The organism is Arthrobacter sp. DualSoilB13, from assembly GCF_055389195.1.
In genome coordinates, this window is the sequence record NZ_AP035865.1 from 1,234,175 (window position 1) to 1,248,953 (window position 14,779).

Consider the following 14,779-nt stretch of genomic DNA (forward strand, 5'->3'; position numbering starts at 1 on the left):
ACGCGAAAAGCGCCCCATCGCTCTGCGGCTATCTCCTCGTACCTCGTCGATTTGATGCCGCTCCCGCGATGGGGCGCTTTTCGCTGTTTGGATGCGGTGGGGGCAGCGGCTCCCGGCTTCGCGCTGTTGAGAGGCTGATGTGGGCCTAGCGGAGCTTGTCGCGGAGTTTTCTGGCCAGCTGGTAGGCGCCATAGCGCAGTTTGTTGACCGGGAGGTCCCAGGTGCCGGGGTAGGACACCTCGCGTCCTCCAAATGACTTCTTGAATGCCGTGAAGCCCGCCCATTTGTGGTCCGGCTGGTCCTCGGGAGCCACGCCCCAAAGGTCCACGTGTTTGAGGCCCTTCTCCTTGGCATCGGCCATCAGGGTCACCAGGAGGGGAATGCCCGCACTGAGCTTGCGATGGGTATCGTCCAGGGCAGCGTGGGCGTAGACACGGGTATCAGCGGAGTCGTAGGCGAAGGCAGCCGCGATCGGCTCGCCCTCAAGCTCGGCAATGAACAGCGTTCCCGCCCCATTGGGCAACAGGGAAGCGGCTACCTGGGTGAGATACTCGTCGCTCTGCGGTTTGAAGCCGTTCCGGGCAGCCGTCAGGTGGAGGAAGTGCAGAAGGATCTTGATGTCCGCCGGATCCTGGGATGCGCGGAACGTCACGCCCTTCTTGTGGATGTTCCTGTAAAGGTTCCGGTTGGTGGGCTTCATCCCGGCCAACACGTCCTTGAAGTCGCCTTCCAGATCTACGACCCAACTCAGCTCCGGCTGCTGGTTGACCGGCGCCGGCTGCAAGCCGCGGGCGCGCAGGAGAGGTCCGGCGTCGGACGCTGTAAACCCCGCCGCAGCGGGTTCCATCCGCACGAACACCGCACTCTCGGTCTTAGCCAGGGCAACCAGGGCCGCCGTGGCGGCGTCGAAAGCCTCCACGGACTCCGCCACGGGGCCATAGGGAGCATAGATAACCTTGCCGGCAGGGTTCTTTTCCTCAATGGCGAGGAAACTCCAGCCGGGCCCGGACTGCTCGTGGACACGGCGTCCCAGGGAACGCTGGACTGCCGCCCATGCGGGCGTTTGCAGGAAAAACTCCATGGATCAGTTCCCCAGGCCCGTGGTCACTGCGAAGGCAACACTGACGTCGGTGGCACCTTGCACTGGGTGAACATTGACGGGCGCTTCGATATCGGGGATGAACGCGGCGGCGCCGCGCTCAAGCCGGAGGTCGCTCTTGGGGGAGTCGAGCATCACCGAACCGGACACCACCACGACGACGGCGGGCCCGGTTTGCGCCAGCGGCACCGGCTCGGCCCCCGGGGCAAGCTCGATGCGCTGGAGCTGGAATTCCCTGAAGGGCGGGCGGTACAGTTCCTGCCCGAATTCCGTACCGCTGGCCTCGACGCGCGGCACGCCCAGTGCTTCGAAACGGACAGTCTTCAGCAGCTCGGGGACGTCCACGTATTTGGGCGTGAGTCCGCCGCGGAGCACGTTGTCAGAGGACGCCATGACCTCCACGCCCAATCCGTGGAGGTAAGCGTGGATGTTGCCGGCAGGCAGGTAGACCACGTCGCCGGGCTCCAGGGACAGGTGGTTGAGAAGGAGGGAAATGAGGACGCCGGGATCTCCGGGGAAGGCCTCATTGATGTCCAGCATTGCGGTCAGGGCTTCGCGGTGCGGCTCCAACGGTGCACCGGCGGACAGGACGGCAACCACCTCATGGATCACGTCGGAGACGTCGCTGCCACCCTGGATCAGCCGGCTGAAGGCGGCCTTCAGCGCTGCGGACTCATCGGAATGGCCGAGGTCTGCGATGACGCCGCTGATGACATCGGGAGTATCGACTGCTGCCGAATCAAGGACAGAGGCCAAGTGCTCAAAGATGTCCTTGGACGCAGCCGGCGAACGGAAACCGCACAGTGCCTTGAACGGAGTCAGGGCGAAAATCATCTCCGGTTTGTGGTTGTCATCGCGGTAGTTGCGGTTCGCGGCATCCGCCGGGATCCCGGCTTCATTCTCCCTGGCAAATCCTTCCCGTGCCTGCTCCAGGCTGGGGTGCACTTGCAAGGACAAAGGCTGCTCGGCAGCCAGGAGCTTGGTGAGGAAGGGGAGCCGGGGCCCGAACTCGGCGATGCTCTCGGAACCCAGGCAGCGCACCGGGTCCGAGCCGATCAGGGCATCGAGGGGCTGGGTAACACCGTTGGGGTGAACGGCTGTGGAGGGCGAGTCCTGGTGGGCCCCGATCCACATCTCGGCCTCGGGTCCACCCGACGCGGGACGACCCAGCAGTTCGGCGATGGCCGTCGTCGAACCCCACGCGTAGGGTCGCAAAACATTCTCAATCTTGTACACGAAAGAAGGTCCTTATCGTTGCGCTGGACGTGGGGTGGAGCGGACGAACAAGCCTACAGGGGCGCGCACTGTCCATTGGTGGCCACGAGATTACGGATGCCTTGCTCATCGCCTTGCGCCTTGAGGCCGTTCAGCAACTCGATGGTGATTGGCGTGCCGTCCGGTGTGGTGGTTACGGGGGTGAAATCGGCCGACGGCGAGGGCAGCTGACTTGCGGGCAGGAGCCCGGCTGTTGGACCCGCGGCCACAACGGTACCGGCACTGGCGTCGTCGTGGGATACGACGGCGTCTTCCGCCTTGGGGGTGTTGGACGACGCCAGGACTTCCTGGACCTTGGCATGGATCAGGTCAAAGTCAGGCACCGTGGAGAAGGACGCGTCAAAGTCCGGGGGCCCGATGGTGAGGCGCTTGACCGGCTGGTTCTTGGACTTCAAGGCCAAGTCAACGAAACTGCCCAGTTGGGTGGAGGAAATGTTCGAATCCACCACCTTGGTGCCGGCGTTGGCGATGTCCTCGAACTTGGTCAGCAGGGTGGCGGGATCGAGTTGCTTGAGCATGGCCTGCTGCACACACTGCTGGCGCGCGATGCGGGCGTAGTCATCCACGAACTCGCGGGAACGTCCGTACCACAAGGCCTGGAAACCATTCAGGTGCTGATCACCGGCCGGGATCCAGCCGTCAGGCATGCCGTGGATTCCGTTCGCCTCGTCAGTGACCGGACCACTGATAGGCACCCAACCGCCGGCCTTGATACGGATTCCACCCATGGCATCGATGAGTTTGGCAAAGCCGTCCATATCCACCAAGACATAAGCTTGGACGGTGATGCCCAAGGTGCCGGACACCGCTTCGAGCGTGGCCTGAGCGCCGGGATCGGCAACCCCCGGGTAGAGATCCTGGTGGTTGTTGGTGACTTCGGTGTTGACGGCGTTGATGAGGCATTCGTCGCCGCAGTTGTAGCCGTCCGGGTAAATCTCGCGCATGGGCGAGCCCTCGCTGAACTGCGCATTTTGCAGGTTGCGGGGGACGGAGATGATGGCGCTCTCTCCGGTTTTGGCATCGACGCTGATGACGGAGAGGCTGTCCGGTCGCCGGCCTGTCCTGTCGTCGCCGGCGTCGCCTCCCATCATGAGGAAGTTATAACGCCCGTCCACGGGATCGATGGCGGGACCGGCGTTGAAGATGCTGCCGATCGCATTCCGGCTCACGTTCAGCACGTAGGCGAGGTAGCCCAGGGATCCGCTGGCGATGACGGTGCTTACCGCCAAAACGACGGCGATGATGGGCCGCATTCCCGGTGCCAGGAGTGCCGGCCTGATGATCCGCAGAGTATTGAGGAACAGGAAGGCCCACCCCAAGGCCAACGCCACCAGGATCACAATGATGAACAACGAGCCCACGGGATGGGTGGCAAGGCTGAGCAGCAGGCTTCGATTCACCAGCGCAACGATGAGCGTGAGCAGGGCAAGGGCCCACACCGTGATGGTGACGCGCAAAGCCATGCGGCCAAGTTTGCGGTCTCCGGCAACGATTTGGGCACTGCCGGGAACAAAGAGAGTGAGGAGTACCAGCACGAAGGCGCGTTTGGTCCGCACCGGCGCACTCGCGCTGGACGGATAGCGGACGGGATCAGTCAGGGCGGAACCGGGCTGATTCGTGGACTTGTGCATGGTCATCAACCGCTGCCTTCCTAGCGGGAGCTCCGGGCGGAGGCATTGGCAGGGGAGAAGACTTGTTCCACCTTGTGGCGCAGGTTTTCGCCCTTCTTGGTAGCGACGTCGTTCAGTTCCTGGGCAAAGGTAAGGAGGTCTTCGCGGAGCTTGGACGCGAGTTCATCCGTTCCTGAGGCGAGCATGCGAACGGCAAGAAGTCCCGCGTTGCGTGCTCCTGCGATGGATACCGTGGCCACGGGAACGCCGGCAGGCATTTGCACGATGGACAGGAGGGAGTCCATGCCGTCCAGGGTTTTGAGGGGGACCGGGACACCTATGACCGGAAGGGGCGTCACCGAAGCCAGCATGCCGGGGAGGTGGGCTGCGCCGCCCGCACCGGCAATGATGACGCGCAGGCCGCGTTCGTGGGCCGTCTGTCCGTAGCGGATCATCTCGGTGGGCATCCGGTGGGCCGAGACCACGTCTGCCTCAAAGGGTATGCCGAACTCGGCCAGGGCATCCGCCGCGGCTTCCATGACCGGCCAATCGGAATCCGAGCCCATCACAAGTCCTACCAACGGGGCCGTTTTTTCGGAAGTCATGCAGTCTCCTCAAGGGTGGTCTGTTCCGGTTTGCGGCCGTCACGGATGATGTTGGCCACCGCGGTGGCGCGCTGGCGGACGGAGTCGACGTCGGAAACCGAGCTGCCAACGAGGTTCACGTGGCCGATCTTGCGGCCTGGCCGGACGGACTTGCCATAGGAGTGAACCTTGGCTGCTGGCTCGAAGGCCAACGCCATGGGGAAGGCTTTGAAGAGGTCCTGGTTGTCGCCACCCAGGAAGTTCTTCATGACTACCACCGGCGCCAAAGCATCGGTAGCGCCCAAAGGAAGGTCCAACACGGCACGCAGGTGCTGCTCGAACTGGCTGGTGATGGAGCCGTCCTGCGTCCAGTGACCGGTGTTGTGCGGGCGCATGGCGAGTTCGTTGATGAGGAAGCCGGCTCCGACTCCTGGCGTTTCGAAGAGTTCTGCAGCCATGACCCCGGTGACGCCAAGTTCGTTGGCAATTCGCAAGGCAGCTTCCTCGGCAGCGGCCGCCACTTCAACAGAGATGTTCTGGGCAGGAGCGATTACTTCGTCGCAGACTCCATCCACCTGGATGGTGTGCACAACGGGCCAGGCACGCGATTCGCCACTGGGGCTGCGTGCCACAAGGGCAGAGAGCTCGCGGCTGAAATCAACCTTGGCTTCGGCCAGGAGCGGGCTCATGGCCTGGAACCAGTCTGCCGTGTCCAAGGCTTCGTCCGGGGTGTCAACAATCCTGACACCCTTGCCGTCGTAACCGCCGCGGGGTGTCTTCAGGACTACGGGCCAGCCGATCCTATCGCCGAAGGCCACCAGCTCCTCAACGGTGGAGACAGCCGACCACTCCGGGTTGGGCAATCCAAGACGATCAATGGCAGCACGCATCACCAATTTGTCCTGGGCGTTGACCAGGGCATCCGGGCCCGGCTGGACGTTGACACCAGCGTCAAGAAGGGCCTGGAGGTGTTGTGTGGGGACGTGTTCGTGATCGAAGGTCATGACGTCCAGCCCCTTGGCGAACTCAAGGAGAGCATCCAGGTCCTTGTAGTCGCCAATGGGTGCGGTGGCTACTGCAGCCACGGCAGAAACGTCCTCACCTTCAGCCAAAACGCGGAGTTCGAAGCCCAGTGCGGTAGCGGGCGGAGCCATCATTCGTGCGAGTTGGCCGCCGCCAACTACGCCAATTACTGGAAAAGTCACAAGGTTCAGCCTACCGAACCGGCGCCAGGATCACTGATTCTGCCGCCCCATGGGACGGATTTCTACCGGTGTGGGGTGTCAGTATCGGCCTTCTCACAGCCCCCTCAAAGGCAGCGCAAGGAAATCGGCGCTAAAATGGGCTTGGCCCATCGGCCCACATTTCAACGGCCATGGAGGGTCATGATCACCACACTTGCAGATCGCATCCGCGGACTTGCCTCACTTTTTTGGCGTGAGGTAGCAAAGTTCGGCGCCGTCGGCGGTGTTGCTTTTGTCATTGACTCGGCCGTTTTCATCTGGCTGTTTTCCGGCCCGATGCACGGCAGCGAAGTGTGGGCGAAGGCCATTGCGACGATTGTTGCAAGTATTTTCTCCTGGGTGGCAAACCGCTTCTGGACGTTCCGGCACCGCAAGCAGGCCAACGTTGTTCGTGAGGCCGTTTTGTTTGCCATCATGAACCTTGTAGGTCTCCTGATTGCATCCGGCTGTGTGTGGTTCGCCAAGTACATTCTGGACCTCAACGACAAACCTTCGCTGTTCATCGCAGGCAGCGTGGTGGGCCTCATCCTGGGCACCATCTTCCGCTTCTTTGCGTACCGCTTCTGGGTCTTCAACGAAGAGCTGGACGCCGAACCCGAGTTCTCGCATGACCACGAGATCATTGAGCTTCACCATAAGGCGAAGGCGGGTTCCGAGGCAGGGACGAACCCTGCAACGGGCGAATTTCCTTCCGTCAAGAATCTCTAACGCTACGAACGGCTGACGCGCTCGTTCTCGAGCAGGTGTTCTGTCACGTCCAAGTCCGGATGCACCAGTACTACTGAGCCGTCCTCCTTCCAAGCGCCCAAGGATGCTGCCAGGCAGTGCTCCAAGCCTTCGGTGGCGCGGACCAGCAGGCGGACGCCTGGCTCTTGTGGAGTAGCAAAGCCATCAATAAGTTCTTCATGGGGCAGTCCGGTGGTTCCGCGCACGGCGGGCAAGCTTGCCTCGGGTTCGTTGTGTGCCATGAAGACGTCACCGTGGGAACGGACTTCAGCGGCGTAGTCCACGACGCCGGATGGCAGCTCGCCGGGCCAGCGCATCGCAAGTGCCGCGAGCGGCACGGCGACCACCGCCTCGAAGCCGGCCCCGGCGCCGTCGTCGGGCTTGTCCGTCGCCAGGAGGTCGGCTGAGGTGTGGTCGAAGACCACCTCCATGCCCAGCTGCCAGGCAGCCAGGGCCCAGACGACGGATTTCCAGTGCGCCGGCAGATCCAACCTGATGGACATCCCTGGTTCGGCGTCAAGTTCGTCCTGCAGCAGGTTGCTGGTTTTTGCTACCCAGTTGTCCAGAACGCGCCCCGATAGCTCAACCCGCTCGGAGTCGGGGCCATACCAAGTGAGTCGTGGTGAGGTTGAGTGACCGGATCGTAGGGCGGTCATCAGGTTCGCTGCCGGGATGCTCATGCGTCAATCTTGCCACGGCGTTAGGCAGGTTCCTTAGGGCCGGCCATCGTTAATGTGAAATGCAACACACCCTATTTTCTCCAGTCGTTGGCCTCCCGCGGAAGCTGATGCAATTTTCCGCGGAAATTCAATGAAAGTTCATCCGGGCCGATCCAAGGCTGTCATTTTGCGCCACGACACGCGGCGGCTCGACAAAAATGTTGGGCGTGGCGCATCCCACGTTTCTAGAGATTCTTGATTATTATCCCGGCGCGGCTTGACTGGTGGGTAGTTACACGCGTGTAATTAGTAATCAACGCCGCTGCACAGATACCCGGAACGTCGCCGGGAATCGGAAACACATCCAAGCAGCAGCTGCAAAATCAGGAGGGACGCCATGGGGCAAGCGTTGCGTATCCAGGAAGATGCAGTCGTCGCAGAACATGCGTCGGTGAAATACCGTTCGAGGGAAGTACCGGGGGATTGGTACGTTGACCCGGCGGACCCGGAAGCGGCAGATCGATACAACCAGAATGTCCAGCAGTCTTTGGAGGATCAGGCTACCGCCCTCCTCGCTGCTCATGAGGCACTGATTGGTGACCTTCCGGCTGGGCCGGATGAAGACCTGGACGACCCTCCCATGGAGCTGCGTCGTCCCGTTGAGACGCCGGGGCAACCCGTGTGGATCGGCCTTCCCCAGGGGGACTTCGATGACGAAGGCGAACTTGGCTGGCAGACTGATGCGCTGTGCGCACAGACCGATCCTGAAGCCTTCTTCCCTGAAAAGGGTGGATCGACGAGGGACGCCAAGAAGGTCTGCGGAGCGTGCAACGTCCGCTCGCAGTGCTTGGAATATGCTCTCGCCAATGATGAGCGGTTCGGTATTTGGGGCGGGCTCTCCGAGCGGGAGCGTCGTCGGCTAAGGAAGCGAGCGGTCTAATTCTCAAGGAAGTGCATGTTACCGCCGTCGTGGTTTCCCACGACGGCGGCAACTATCTGCCCAGAACATTGGCGGCATTGTCGGACCAAACGCGGTCGGCGGATGCCGCCATTGGCGTTGATACAGGTTCCACGGATAACTCACTGGAATTACTCAGCGAGGCCTTCGGCCACAACAAGGTGACCTCGTTCCACCATGCAAAGTCGGGTTTTGGGGCCGCTGTCCAGGCTGGTCTGCAGGAGCTGGCCCCCTCGGGACACACCGCACACGCTGCCGATGGCGGTGACGCACCGGCCGGCAACGACGCCAAGACCACGTCCGTCGAATGGATCTGGCTCCTGCACGATGACGCCGCCCCCGCGCCTGATGCGCTTGCGGAGCTTCTCCATGCGGTTGAACGCGCGCCCTCAGTGACAGTGGCGGGGTGTAAGCAGCTCGGCTGGGACAACAAGCGGCACCTGGTGGATGTAGGACTTTCGACGAGTCGCTGGGCGGAACGCCTCACACTGATCGACGCCGATGAAGTTGATCAAGGTCAATACGATGCCCGTACTGACACTTTCGCTGTGAACTCCGCAGGTATGTTGATCCGCCGCGATGTCTGGGAGCTGTTGGAAGGATTCGACCCCGCGTTGCCGGGCAGTGGCGATGACGTGGACTTCTGCTGGCGGAACTGGCTCGCGGGCAATCGCGTAGTTGTAGTCCCAGGTGCCCGCATGTTCCATGTGGAACACCGCCCGCATGGCCTGGGTACATCCTCCGCGGCACGTAAAGCCCAGATCCACATGCGCCTCAAGCACACCCCGTGGTGGAATGTGCCGTTCCAGGCGATGGGCGCGTTGTTCGGCGCCATGATCCGACTCGTGCTGAGCATTTTGGTCAAAGAACCGGGCTATGGCCTCTCGCAGTTCACGGCCACCATCGCTGCCCTTGTTCGGCCCGTTGCCATTGCCAAAGGCCGCCGCGTTGCGGCCAGGACGCGACGGGTGCACAGATCGGTTGTGCGCGGGCTGCAGACGCCCTCACGGGAGGTGCGTGCCAACAGGCGCTCGTTGCTCGAAGCGATACGCCCCGCCGACGAAACGCCGGCTATCTCCGATCTTCTTGCCCCGGAACCCAGCGGGGATGCTGCCGATGACTTCGCCGCTCTGGCCACCAATGAGCGGGGCTGGGTGGGCACAGGTGCCGTGGTTGCCGCACTGGTGGCACTCAGCGCCGCGCTCGTGGGATTGCTGGGGTTGCTGCGCTCAGGCGCTGTTACCGGCGGCGGACTCCTCCCTCTTTCAGCCTCACCAGGAGATATTTGGGCCAATGCGTCCACATGGTGGATCACGTTGGGAGCAGGTCTGCCCGGACATGGCGATCCGTTCGGCTATGTGTTGTGGCTGCTCTCGCTCTTTGGCGGCGGGGACGGCAACGCCGCCATGGTGTGGCTGCTGATCCTTGCCATGCCGTTCTCTGCCGTTGGCGCCTGGTTCGCGGCAGGCGCGCTCACTACCAAGCGCCGTTTCCGGGTTGCGGCCGCCTTGGCGTGGTCCGGTGCTCCTGCACTGCTGATTTCCATCAACGAGGGCAGGGTCGGGTCCCTGGTGGCGCATGTCATGATGCCGCTGTTGCTGCTGGCACTGTTGCGCGCCTCGGGATCCGCCGTAGCCCAAGGCCCTGCCCTTGCGGGCACACAGCTGAGCCGTCGTCCTGCCCTGCTCTCCGGCAAGCCCGGAATTAATGGGACGCCATCGTGGACTGCTGCCGCCGCTGCCGGTCTGGCCATGGCCGTGGTCACTGCCTCTGCGCCGTCGCTGTTGGGACCTGCCATTGTTGTGGTGGTTCTGGCTGCGGTGGTCCTCGGGCAACGGGGCAAGACGCTGTGGTGGTCGCTCCTGCCCACAGTCGCCCTGTTCCTGCCGTATGGAGTATCTGTGCTGGACAGGCCGCGCTCCTTGTTGGCCGATCCCGGGTTGCCACTGACTTTTGAGGCAGCTCCCCTGTGGCAGCAGCTTCTCGGCCAGCCGCTCGGTTTTGACATCGACGGCGGTTTGACCGGTTTGGCGGTCTTCGGTCCGGGCGTTGTGCCATGGGCACTACTGCTGGCTCTGCTTGTTGTCGCACCAGTTCTGATCCTTGCAGTTGCCGCCTTGTTCCTTCCCGGAAAACGCGCCGCACTGGCCCGGGTGTTCTGGTTGGTTGCTTTGGCTACCCTTGCCAGCAGTTGGTTGGTGGGTCACGTGGCCACCGGGGTTAACAACAACGTGATTGTTGGCCCATTCACCGGCCCTGCGGTGTCGGCTTCGGGCATGCTACTCCTGGGTGCTGCCGTGCTTGGCGCTGAGAAGCTTTTTGCTGCACCTCGGAGGATGCCCAAGGGTTCCCGGCGTCCAGTCCAGGTGCGGCGCGTTGCTTCGGCTGTCGCCATGGCACTCCTGGTTGCCGGCCCCCTTGCCGGCATGGCGGCCTGGGCTGCCCAAAACGTCCTCCAGCCCACTCCGACTGCTGGATCCAGCGTGGCGGCCGGGGCTGCCGAACAGGCGTCGTCCCTCGGCGCCCGCCGTCAGGTTTGGCCGGAAGATACGGGCACGTTGCCTGCTACTGCCGTAGACCGCGGACAGGGGCCTGAGCGCACGCGAACCCTGGTCATCACCAGCGGTGAACAGGGGGCCTTCTCCTCGTCACTGATGCGTGGAGCCGGGACCACGTTGGACAGTTTGTCCACCATAGCCTCCGCTCGGACCATCATTGGCGCACCAGGACGTGAAGAGATCGCGGACGATGACGCTGCCACCACATCCTTGCGTCGGGCCGTCGCCACCATCGTGGCGGGCACGGGCGTGGATCCGCGCGCAGACCTTGAACAGCTTGGCGCCGGATTCATCGTCCTCAAGGCCGAGGACAACGCCGCGCAACTCACGGCCAGCAGAATCGACGCAGTCCCGGGACTGGTGGCCGTAGGCCAGACCGACGCCGGATGGCTGTGGCGGGTGACGCCCCGGAACCAGGAAGCCGCTACTGCCGCCGATACAGCGCATAGGGTACGAATCGTGGACTCCGAAGGTGCTCTTGTGAGTACGCTTCCATCCGAAGAAGTAAACGTAGACGCCACTGTGCCCTCCGGGGATGAGGGTCGAAAGATCGTCCTCGCCGAACGCTCCGATCCCGGCTGGACCGCGTGGATGGATGGTCGCCAACTGCAGGCCACAACATCAGGTTGGTCACAGGCGTTCGAGCTGCCTGCCAGCGGAGGCGACCTTGAGATCCGGTACGCAAACCCCTGGGCCCTGTGGTTCGGGATCCTGCAAGCGGTGGTCATCGGTCTCACGGTCCTGTTGGCTGTGCCGATGCCCGCACGCCGTAGCCGAACCGGCATGTCGAGGGACGAAGTCTCCCTCCGTAAGGAGTACAGCAGTGTCTGAGGACCAGAAGAACGTGTCCGGCGAAAGCACTGAAGCCCAGGAGCCCAAGAAATCCCGCAGCGCCAGCTCCAGCCGCAGCGCCGGCTCCAGCCGCAGCTCCAACAGCCGCAGCTCCAATAGGGGAGCCATCACCGGCGTCCTGTCAGCAGTGGTCATCCTTGCCGCCGGCGGAGGGGCAGTAGCCGCCACATCCATGGTGCCTGAACCCTCAGGCGGGACCTCCGTGGACATCCGCCAGGCTGACGTACCTGCTGGCCGCGCCCTGGCGGTGTGTCCCGAACCCGCGCGGCTTGTGAACGGAACCGTGGTGGGCACGGACGCTGACTTCAGCCCTGTATCCACCACGGCCACCAGCGCCCTGAATGCAGTGGTGCTCAGTAACCCGGCCGGAACAGTGCCAGGGAGCAGTGTGGCAGCGTTGGGTGGTGACCTGGTGGCCCGGATCGCAGAGGCACCCAGCAGTACGCCTCCGCCCACAGCTGGCCCGCCTGTTCTAGCCGCCGGCGTAGCGTCCATCAGCCCGGTGACGTCACCGGCCGTGGTGGGTGCCGATGCCATGGGAAACGAGCAGGCGTCCCTGGCTGCCAACCTCAGTTACTCAGCCACTGACGGCGATCTCCGGGGCCTGGCGGCAACTCAATGCCAGCCACCGGGCAATGACGCGTGGTTATTGGGCGCCGACACTGCTGTTGGTCGGACTGCCGTTCTGAACGTGAGTAACGCCTCCGAGACTCCGGCCACGGTCAACCTTGAACTGTATGGATACGAGGGACAGATCCAGGCGCCCGGGGCCCGTGGTCTCCTGGTAGCTCCCGGCACCACCCGTTCGGTTAACCTGGCCGGCCTGGCGCCCGGTGAATCGCAACTTGCCGTGCACGTGCGCAGCACGGGAGGCCCCGTTGCCGCCACTATCCAACAGAGCGTGTTGCGCGGAATCGCTCCGGGTGGTGTGGAGTACCTTTCGCCGGGTGCTGGTCCATCGAACCTTCAGGTCATGTCCGGCGTCGATATTCAAGACCCGTCTGGCGTCAAAACCCTGGCCGCGAAGCCGGGGTTCGCGGATGCCGTTCCGGCGCTTCAGATCGCCGTACCCGGTTCTACTGACGCCGTGGTGCAGGTCAGCCTTTACGGTGCCAACGGAGAACGCAAAATTCCCAACGGGGGAGTGGTGACGGTCAAAGGCGGGACGGTGGCCACCCTCAACCTTGACGGCGTCCCAGCCGGCAGCTATACCGTCAGGGCCAGCTCGGATGTCTCTTTCCTGGCATCAGCGAGGGTCACCCGTGGAACCAAAGCCGAAGATGCAACGGACTTAGCCTGGTCTCCGTCGTCGGCCCGCCTCGGTAGCCAGCACTTGGTGGCCGTTCCCAGGGGCGGGCAGAAGTTCCTGAGCTTTGGTGTCCCTGAAGGGCGAGGCACAGTCAGCTACGCTCCGGTGACTGCCGACGGAAAGGTTGGCAAGTCCGTTGACGTGGATATGTCCGGCGGGACCACCTCCATGATCGAGCTACCAGAGAAGTCCGGCAACTCCGTGGTGGCCGGTTATGTGGTGTCCGCGTCGGGTGATCCGGTGTACGGCGCGCTGGTACTCGGAAAACAAGGACGCACAGACGTTTCGGTCGTGGCAATTCAGGATGCGGCCTCAGGGCTACAGAAGGTGCCGGTCTCGGTCGGCTACTAGGCACACCTTGCAGGCAACAGCACTTATCGCATGAGCCGCCCGACAATGTGAATCGCCCGACAGCACGACCCAGCTGACAGCATGACCCGCCTGCCGGCGTCGGTGTTATTCCGTCGTCACTGGTATCGACGCCGGTAGACCGGGTCCAGGGTCTCAGGCGGCACGCCGAGCATCTCGGCCGTGTACTCCACCACGACGTCGTGGACGAGGTCCTGTAGTTCCTCACGGGTGGAAACGCCCTGTTCAACCACGCGACGGTACACCGTGATCATGGGTGCCTCGCCACGGCCACCGGGCGTGTAGGAGCCCAATGGGGCCGTATTCCCCAGGGCGACAAGCTGTTCAAGGTTGGGCGGGATTTCGTCCACGGCAAAGAGCACACCGTCCAGTTGCTTGCCCCACATGTCCTGGAGCCGCTCCGCGGAGTCCAGCACCATGTCATCGAATCGCTCCGCGCGGGTGCGGAACCCAGGGAGGTTGGGGAGCATCAGTTCTCCGCGCAGTCCCCGTCCGTGCCGGTTGCGCCGGCGTCGCCGGAAGCCCCGAACTTCCGAACCGGCGTGTTCCTGGGCCTGATCGCCATCGGCGTCAGTCCACCGGATATTGAACCCGGGAACATGTGGCTGTGACTGCATATATCGACTTTAGTCCCGAGGAACCGCCAGCGCGACCTCATGGCCCGCACCGCGCCGCGTCGGGTGATACGCCGGAGACTTCTCACTTGATGCTCGGCACAGTTGGCGGGGCACGGACCATCAATGCGGAATATAGCCGCCCATTGGCGCTAATCTGGGATGTTGTGGGTGCCATTCGTCAGTGTTCCAGATCAGCCTGCCGCCAGTCCGCGGTGGCTACTTTGACGTACGTGTACGCAGAGTCAACCGCAGTCCTGGGGCCTCTGGCCACCTACGCAGAACCGCACGCCTACGATCTCTGCTCCCAACATGCAGAGTCCCTGACGGTTCCGCGTGGCTGGGAAGTCCTGCGTCTGGCCATGCCCACAACGCCGCAGGAACCGGGTCCGGATGATTTGCTGGCACTTGCCAACGCGGTCCGGGAGGCGGCCTCAGCCCCTGCGGAAACTCCTGCCCGGCAAAACCACGCCCAGATGGAGCCGCCCGCCGGCGCCGAGGGCACCCGCCGCGGGCACTTGCGGATCCTCCGGGAACCGACTTAATCGTTCACGCCACCCGCTTTCCGTGCCACGCTTCCCGGGCTCTGGACGCAATTCGTCGTCGGGATCAAAACACGATCTCCCTGCGCGGTAGTCTGGAATCTGCAGATATATCCGCCAGCGGCGCCATGCCGGCGCCACCCAGGGAGCATCATTCATGCCAAAGGTCAGTCCTGAACTGTTGTCCATCCTGCGCTGCCCCGTGACGGGGTCACCGCTGGTCCAGGAGGGCGATGAGTTGGTTTCCACCGACGCCGCTGCGGACGGCGTAAAGCTCCGCTACACCATTGAGGACGGCATCCCGTTGCTCCTGCCACCGGAACTGCTGGCCGCCGCCAATGCGGCAACGTCGGGCCAGCACGATTCCAAGGCCTGACGCG

At 63.2% G+C, this 14,779-nt stretch carries 13 protein-coding genes; 6 read left to right on the forward strand and 7 right to left on the reverse strand.

Annotated elements, in window-relative coordinates:
• Positions 1–145: 145 nt before the first annotated feature.
• Genes ACZ5J0_RS05895 through ACZ5J0_RS05915 form a run of 5 tightly spaced genes read right to left on the reverse strand, consistent with a single transcriptional unit; the run spans position 146 to position 5,773 of the window.
• Positions 146–1,081 (reverse strand): lipid II:glycine glycyltransferase FemX, encoded by a 936-nt coding sequence (locus ACZ5J0_RS05895; protein WP_464094389.1) that lies wholly within the window; start codon positions 1,079–1,081, stop codon positions 146–148.
• A 3-nt stretch (positions 1,082–1,084) separates the two neighbouring features.
• On the reverse strand, positions 1,085–2,335 hold the full coding sequence (manA, locus tag ACZ5J0_RS05900) for a mannose-6-phosphate isomerase, class I (RefSeq protein ID WP_250821472.1): 1,251 nt from the start codon (positions 2,333–2,335) through the stop codon (positions 1,085–1,087).
• A gap of 53 nt (positions 2,336–2,388) precedes the next feature.
• Positions 2,389–4,011 (reverse strand): LCP family protein, encoded by a 1,623-nt coding sequence (locus ACZ5J0_RS05905; RefSeq protein WP_166841434.1) that lies wholly within the window; start codon positions 4,009–4,011, stop codon positions 2,389–2,391.
• A gap of 14 nt (positions 4,012–4,025) precedes the next feature.
• Positions 4,026–4,589 carry a 5-(carboxyamino)imidazole ribonucleotide mutase gene (gene purE, locus ACZ5J0_RS05910; protein WP_166841433.1) on the reverse strand — a complete coding sequence of 188 codons (564 nt, stop codon included), beginning with the start codon at positions 4,587–4,589 and terminating at the stop codon, positions 4,026–4,028.
• Positions 4,586–5,773 (reverse strand): 5-(carboxyamino)imidazole ribonucleotide synthase, encoded by a 1,188-nt coding sequence (locus tag ACZ5J0_RS05915; protein ID WP_223942085.1) that lies wholly within the window; start codon positions 5,771–5,773, stop codon positions 4,586–4,588. Before ACZ5J0_RS05915 ends, purE begins: the two co-directional genes overlap by 4 nt.
• A gap of 180 nt (positions 5,774–5,953) precedes the next feature.
• On the opposite strand from ACZ5J0_RS05915, the gene ACZ5J0_RS05920 reads away from it, so the two are divergent.
• Entirely contained in the window at positions 5,954–6,520 is a 567-nt protein-coding gene (locus tag ACZ5J0_RS05920; protein ID WP_166841431.1) for a GtrA family protein, read from the forward strand.
• A 2-nt stretch (positions 6,521–6,522) separates the two neighbouring features.
• Here ACZ5J0_RS05920 and ACZ5J0_RS05925 read toward each other — a convergent pair whose 3' ends face one another.
• Entirely contained in the window at positions 6,523–7,218 is a 696-nt protein-coding gene (locus ACZ5J0_RS05925) for a TIGR03089 family protein (protein WP_223942086.1), read from the reverse strand.
• Between the two features lie 376 nt (positions 7,219–7,594).
• On the opposite strand from ACZ5J0_RS05925, the gene ACZ5J0_RS05930 reads away from it, so the two are divergent.
• The 3 genes from ACZ5J0_RS05930 to ACZ5J0_RS05940 are packed head-to-tail and all read left to right on the forward strand — an operon-like array spanning position 7,595 to position 13,225.
• Entirely contained in the window at positions 7,595–8,137 is a 543-nt protein-coding gene (locus ACZ5J0_RS05930) for a WhiB family transcriptional regulator (RefSeq protein WP_250821467.1), read from the forward strand.
• Positions 8,138–8,148: 11 nt separating this feature from the next.
• Entirely contained in the window at positions 8,149–11,544 is a 3,396-nt protein-coding gene (locus ACZ5J0_RS05935) for a glycosyltransferase family 2 protein (protein ID WP_223942087.1), read from the forward strand.
• On the forward strand, positions 11,537–13,225 hold the full coding sequence (locus tag ACZ5J0_RS05940; protein ID WP_464094390.1) for a DUF5719 family protein: 1,689 nt from the start codon (positions 11,537–11,539) through the stop codon (positions 13,223–13,225). The genes ACZ5J0_RS05935 and ACZ5J0_RS05940 overlap by 8 nt, the downstream gene beginning before the upstream one ends.
• A gap of 116 nt (positions 13,226–13,341) precedes the next feature.
• Here the strand turns inward: ACZ5J0_RS05940 and ACZ5J0_RS05945 are convergent, their stop codons facing one another.
• Entirely contained in the window at positions 13,342–13,860 is a 519-nt protein-coding gene (locus ACZ5J0_RS05945; protein ID WP_142939859.1) for a metallopeptidase family protein, read from the reverse strand.
• 164 nt (positions 13,861–14,024) lie between these two features.
• Here ACZ5J0_RS05945 and ACZ5J0_RS05950 point away from each other — a divergent pair, with 164 nt between their 5' ends.
• Together ACZ5J0_RS05950 and ACZ5J0_RS05955 are read left to right on the forward strand one after the other, a co-directional pair.
• Entirely contained in the window at positions 14,025–14,402 is a 378-nt protein-coding gene (locus ACZ5J0_RS05950) for a DUF3499 domain-containing protein (protein ID WP_250821481.1), read from the forward strand.
• Positions 14,403–14,556: 154 nt separating this feature from the next.
• A complete protein-coding gene (locus ACZ5J0_RS05955) occupies positions 14,557–14,775 on the forward strand; it encodes a Trm112 family protein (RefSeq protein ID WP_142939858.1) in 219 nt (72 codons plus the stop codon).
• Positions 14,776–14,779 lie beyond the last annotated feature (4 nt).

Excerpts from the sequence above, each read along its gene's own strand:
- ACZ5J0_RS05930 (WP_250821467.1), top strand. The coding sequence starts at position 7,595 with ATGGGGCAAGCGTTGCGTATCCAGGAAGATGCAGTCGTCGCAGAACAT.
- ACZ5J0_RS05925 (WP_223942086.1), bottom strand. The coding sequence starts at position 7,218 with ATGAGCATCCCGGCAGCGAACCTGATGACCGCCCTACGATCCGGTCAC.
- ACZ5J0_RS05905 (WP_166841434.1), bottom strand. The coding sequence starts at position 4,011 with ATGACCATGCACAAGTCCACGAATCAGCCCGGTTCCGCCCTGACTGAT.
- ACZ5J0_RS05955 (WP_142939858.1), top strand. The coding sequence starts at position 14,557 with ATGCCAAAGGTCAGTCCTGAACTGTTGTCCATCCTGCGCTGCCCCGTG.
- purE (WP_166841433.1), bottom strand. The coding sequence starts at position 4,589 with ATGACTTCCGAAAAAACGGCCCCGTTGGTAGGACTTGTGATGGGCTCG.
- ACZ5J0_RS05895 (WP_464094389.1), bottom strand. The coding sequence starts at position 1,081 with ATGGAGTTTTTCCTGCAAACGCCCGCATGGGCGGCAGTCCAGCGTTCC.
- ACZ5J0_RS05920 (WP_166841431.1), top strand. The coding sequence starts at position 5,954 with ATGATCACCACACTTGCAGATCGCATCCGCGGACTTGCCTCACTTTTT.
- ACZ5J0_RS05945 (WP_142939859.1), bottom strand. The coding sequence starts at position 13,860 with ATGCAGTCACAGCCACATGTTCCCGGGTTCAATATCCGGTGGACTGAC.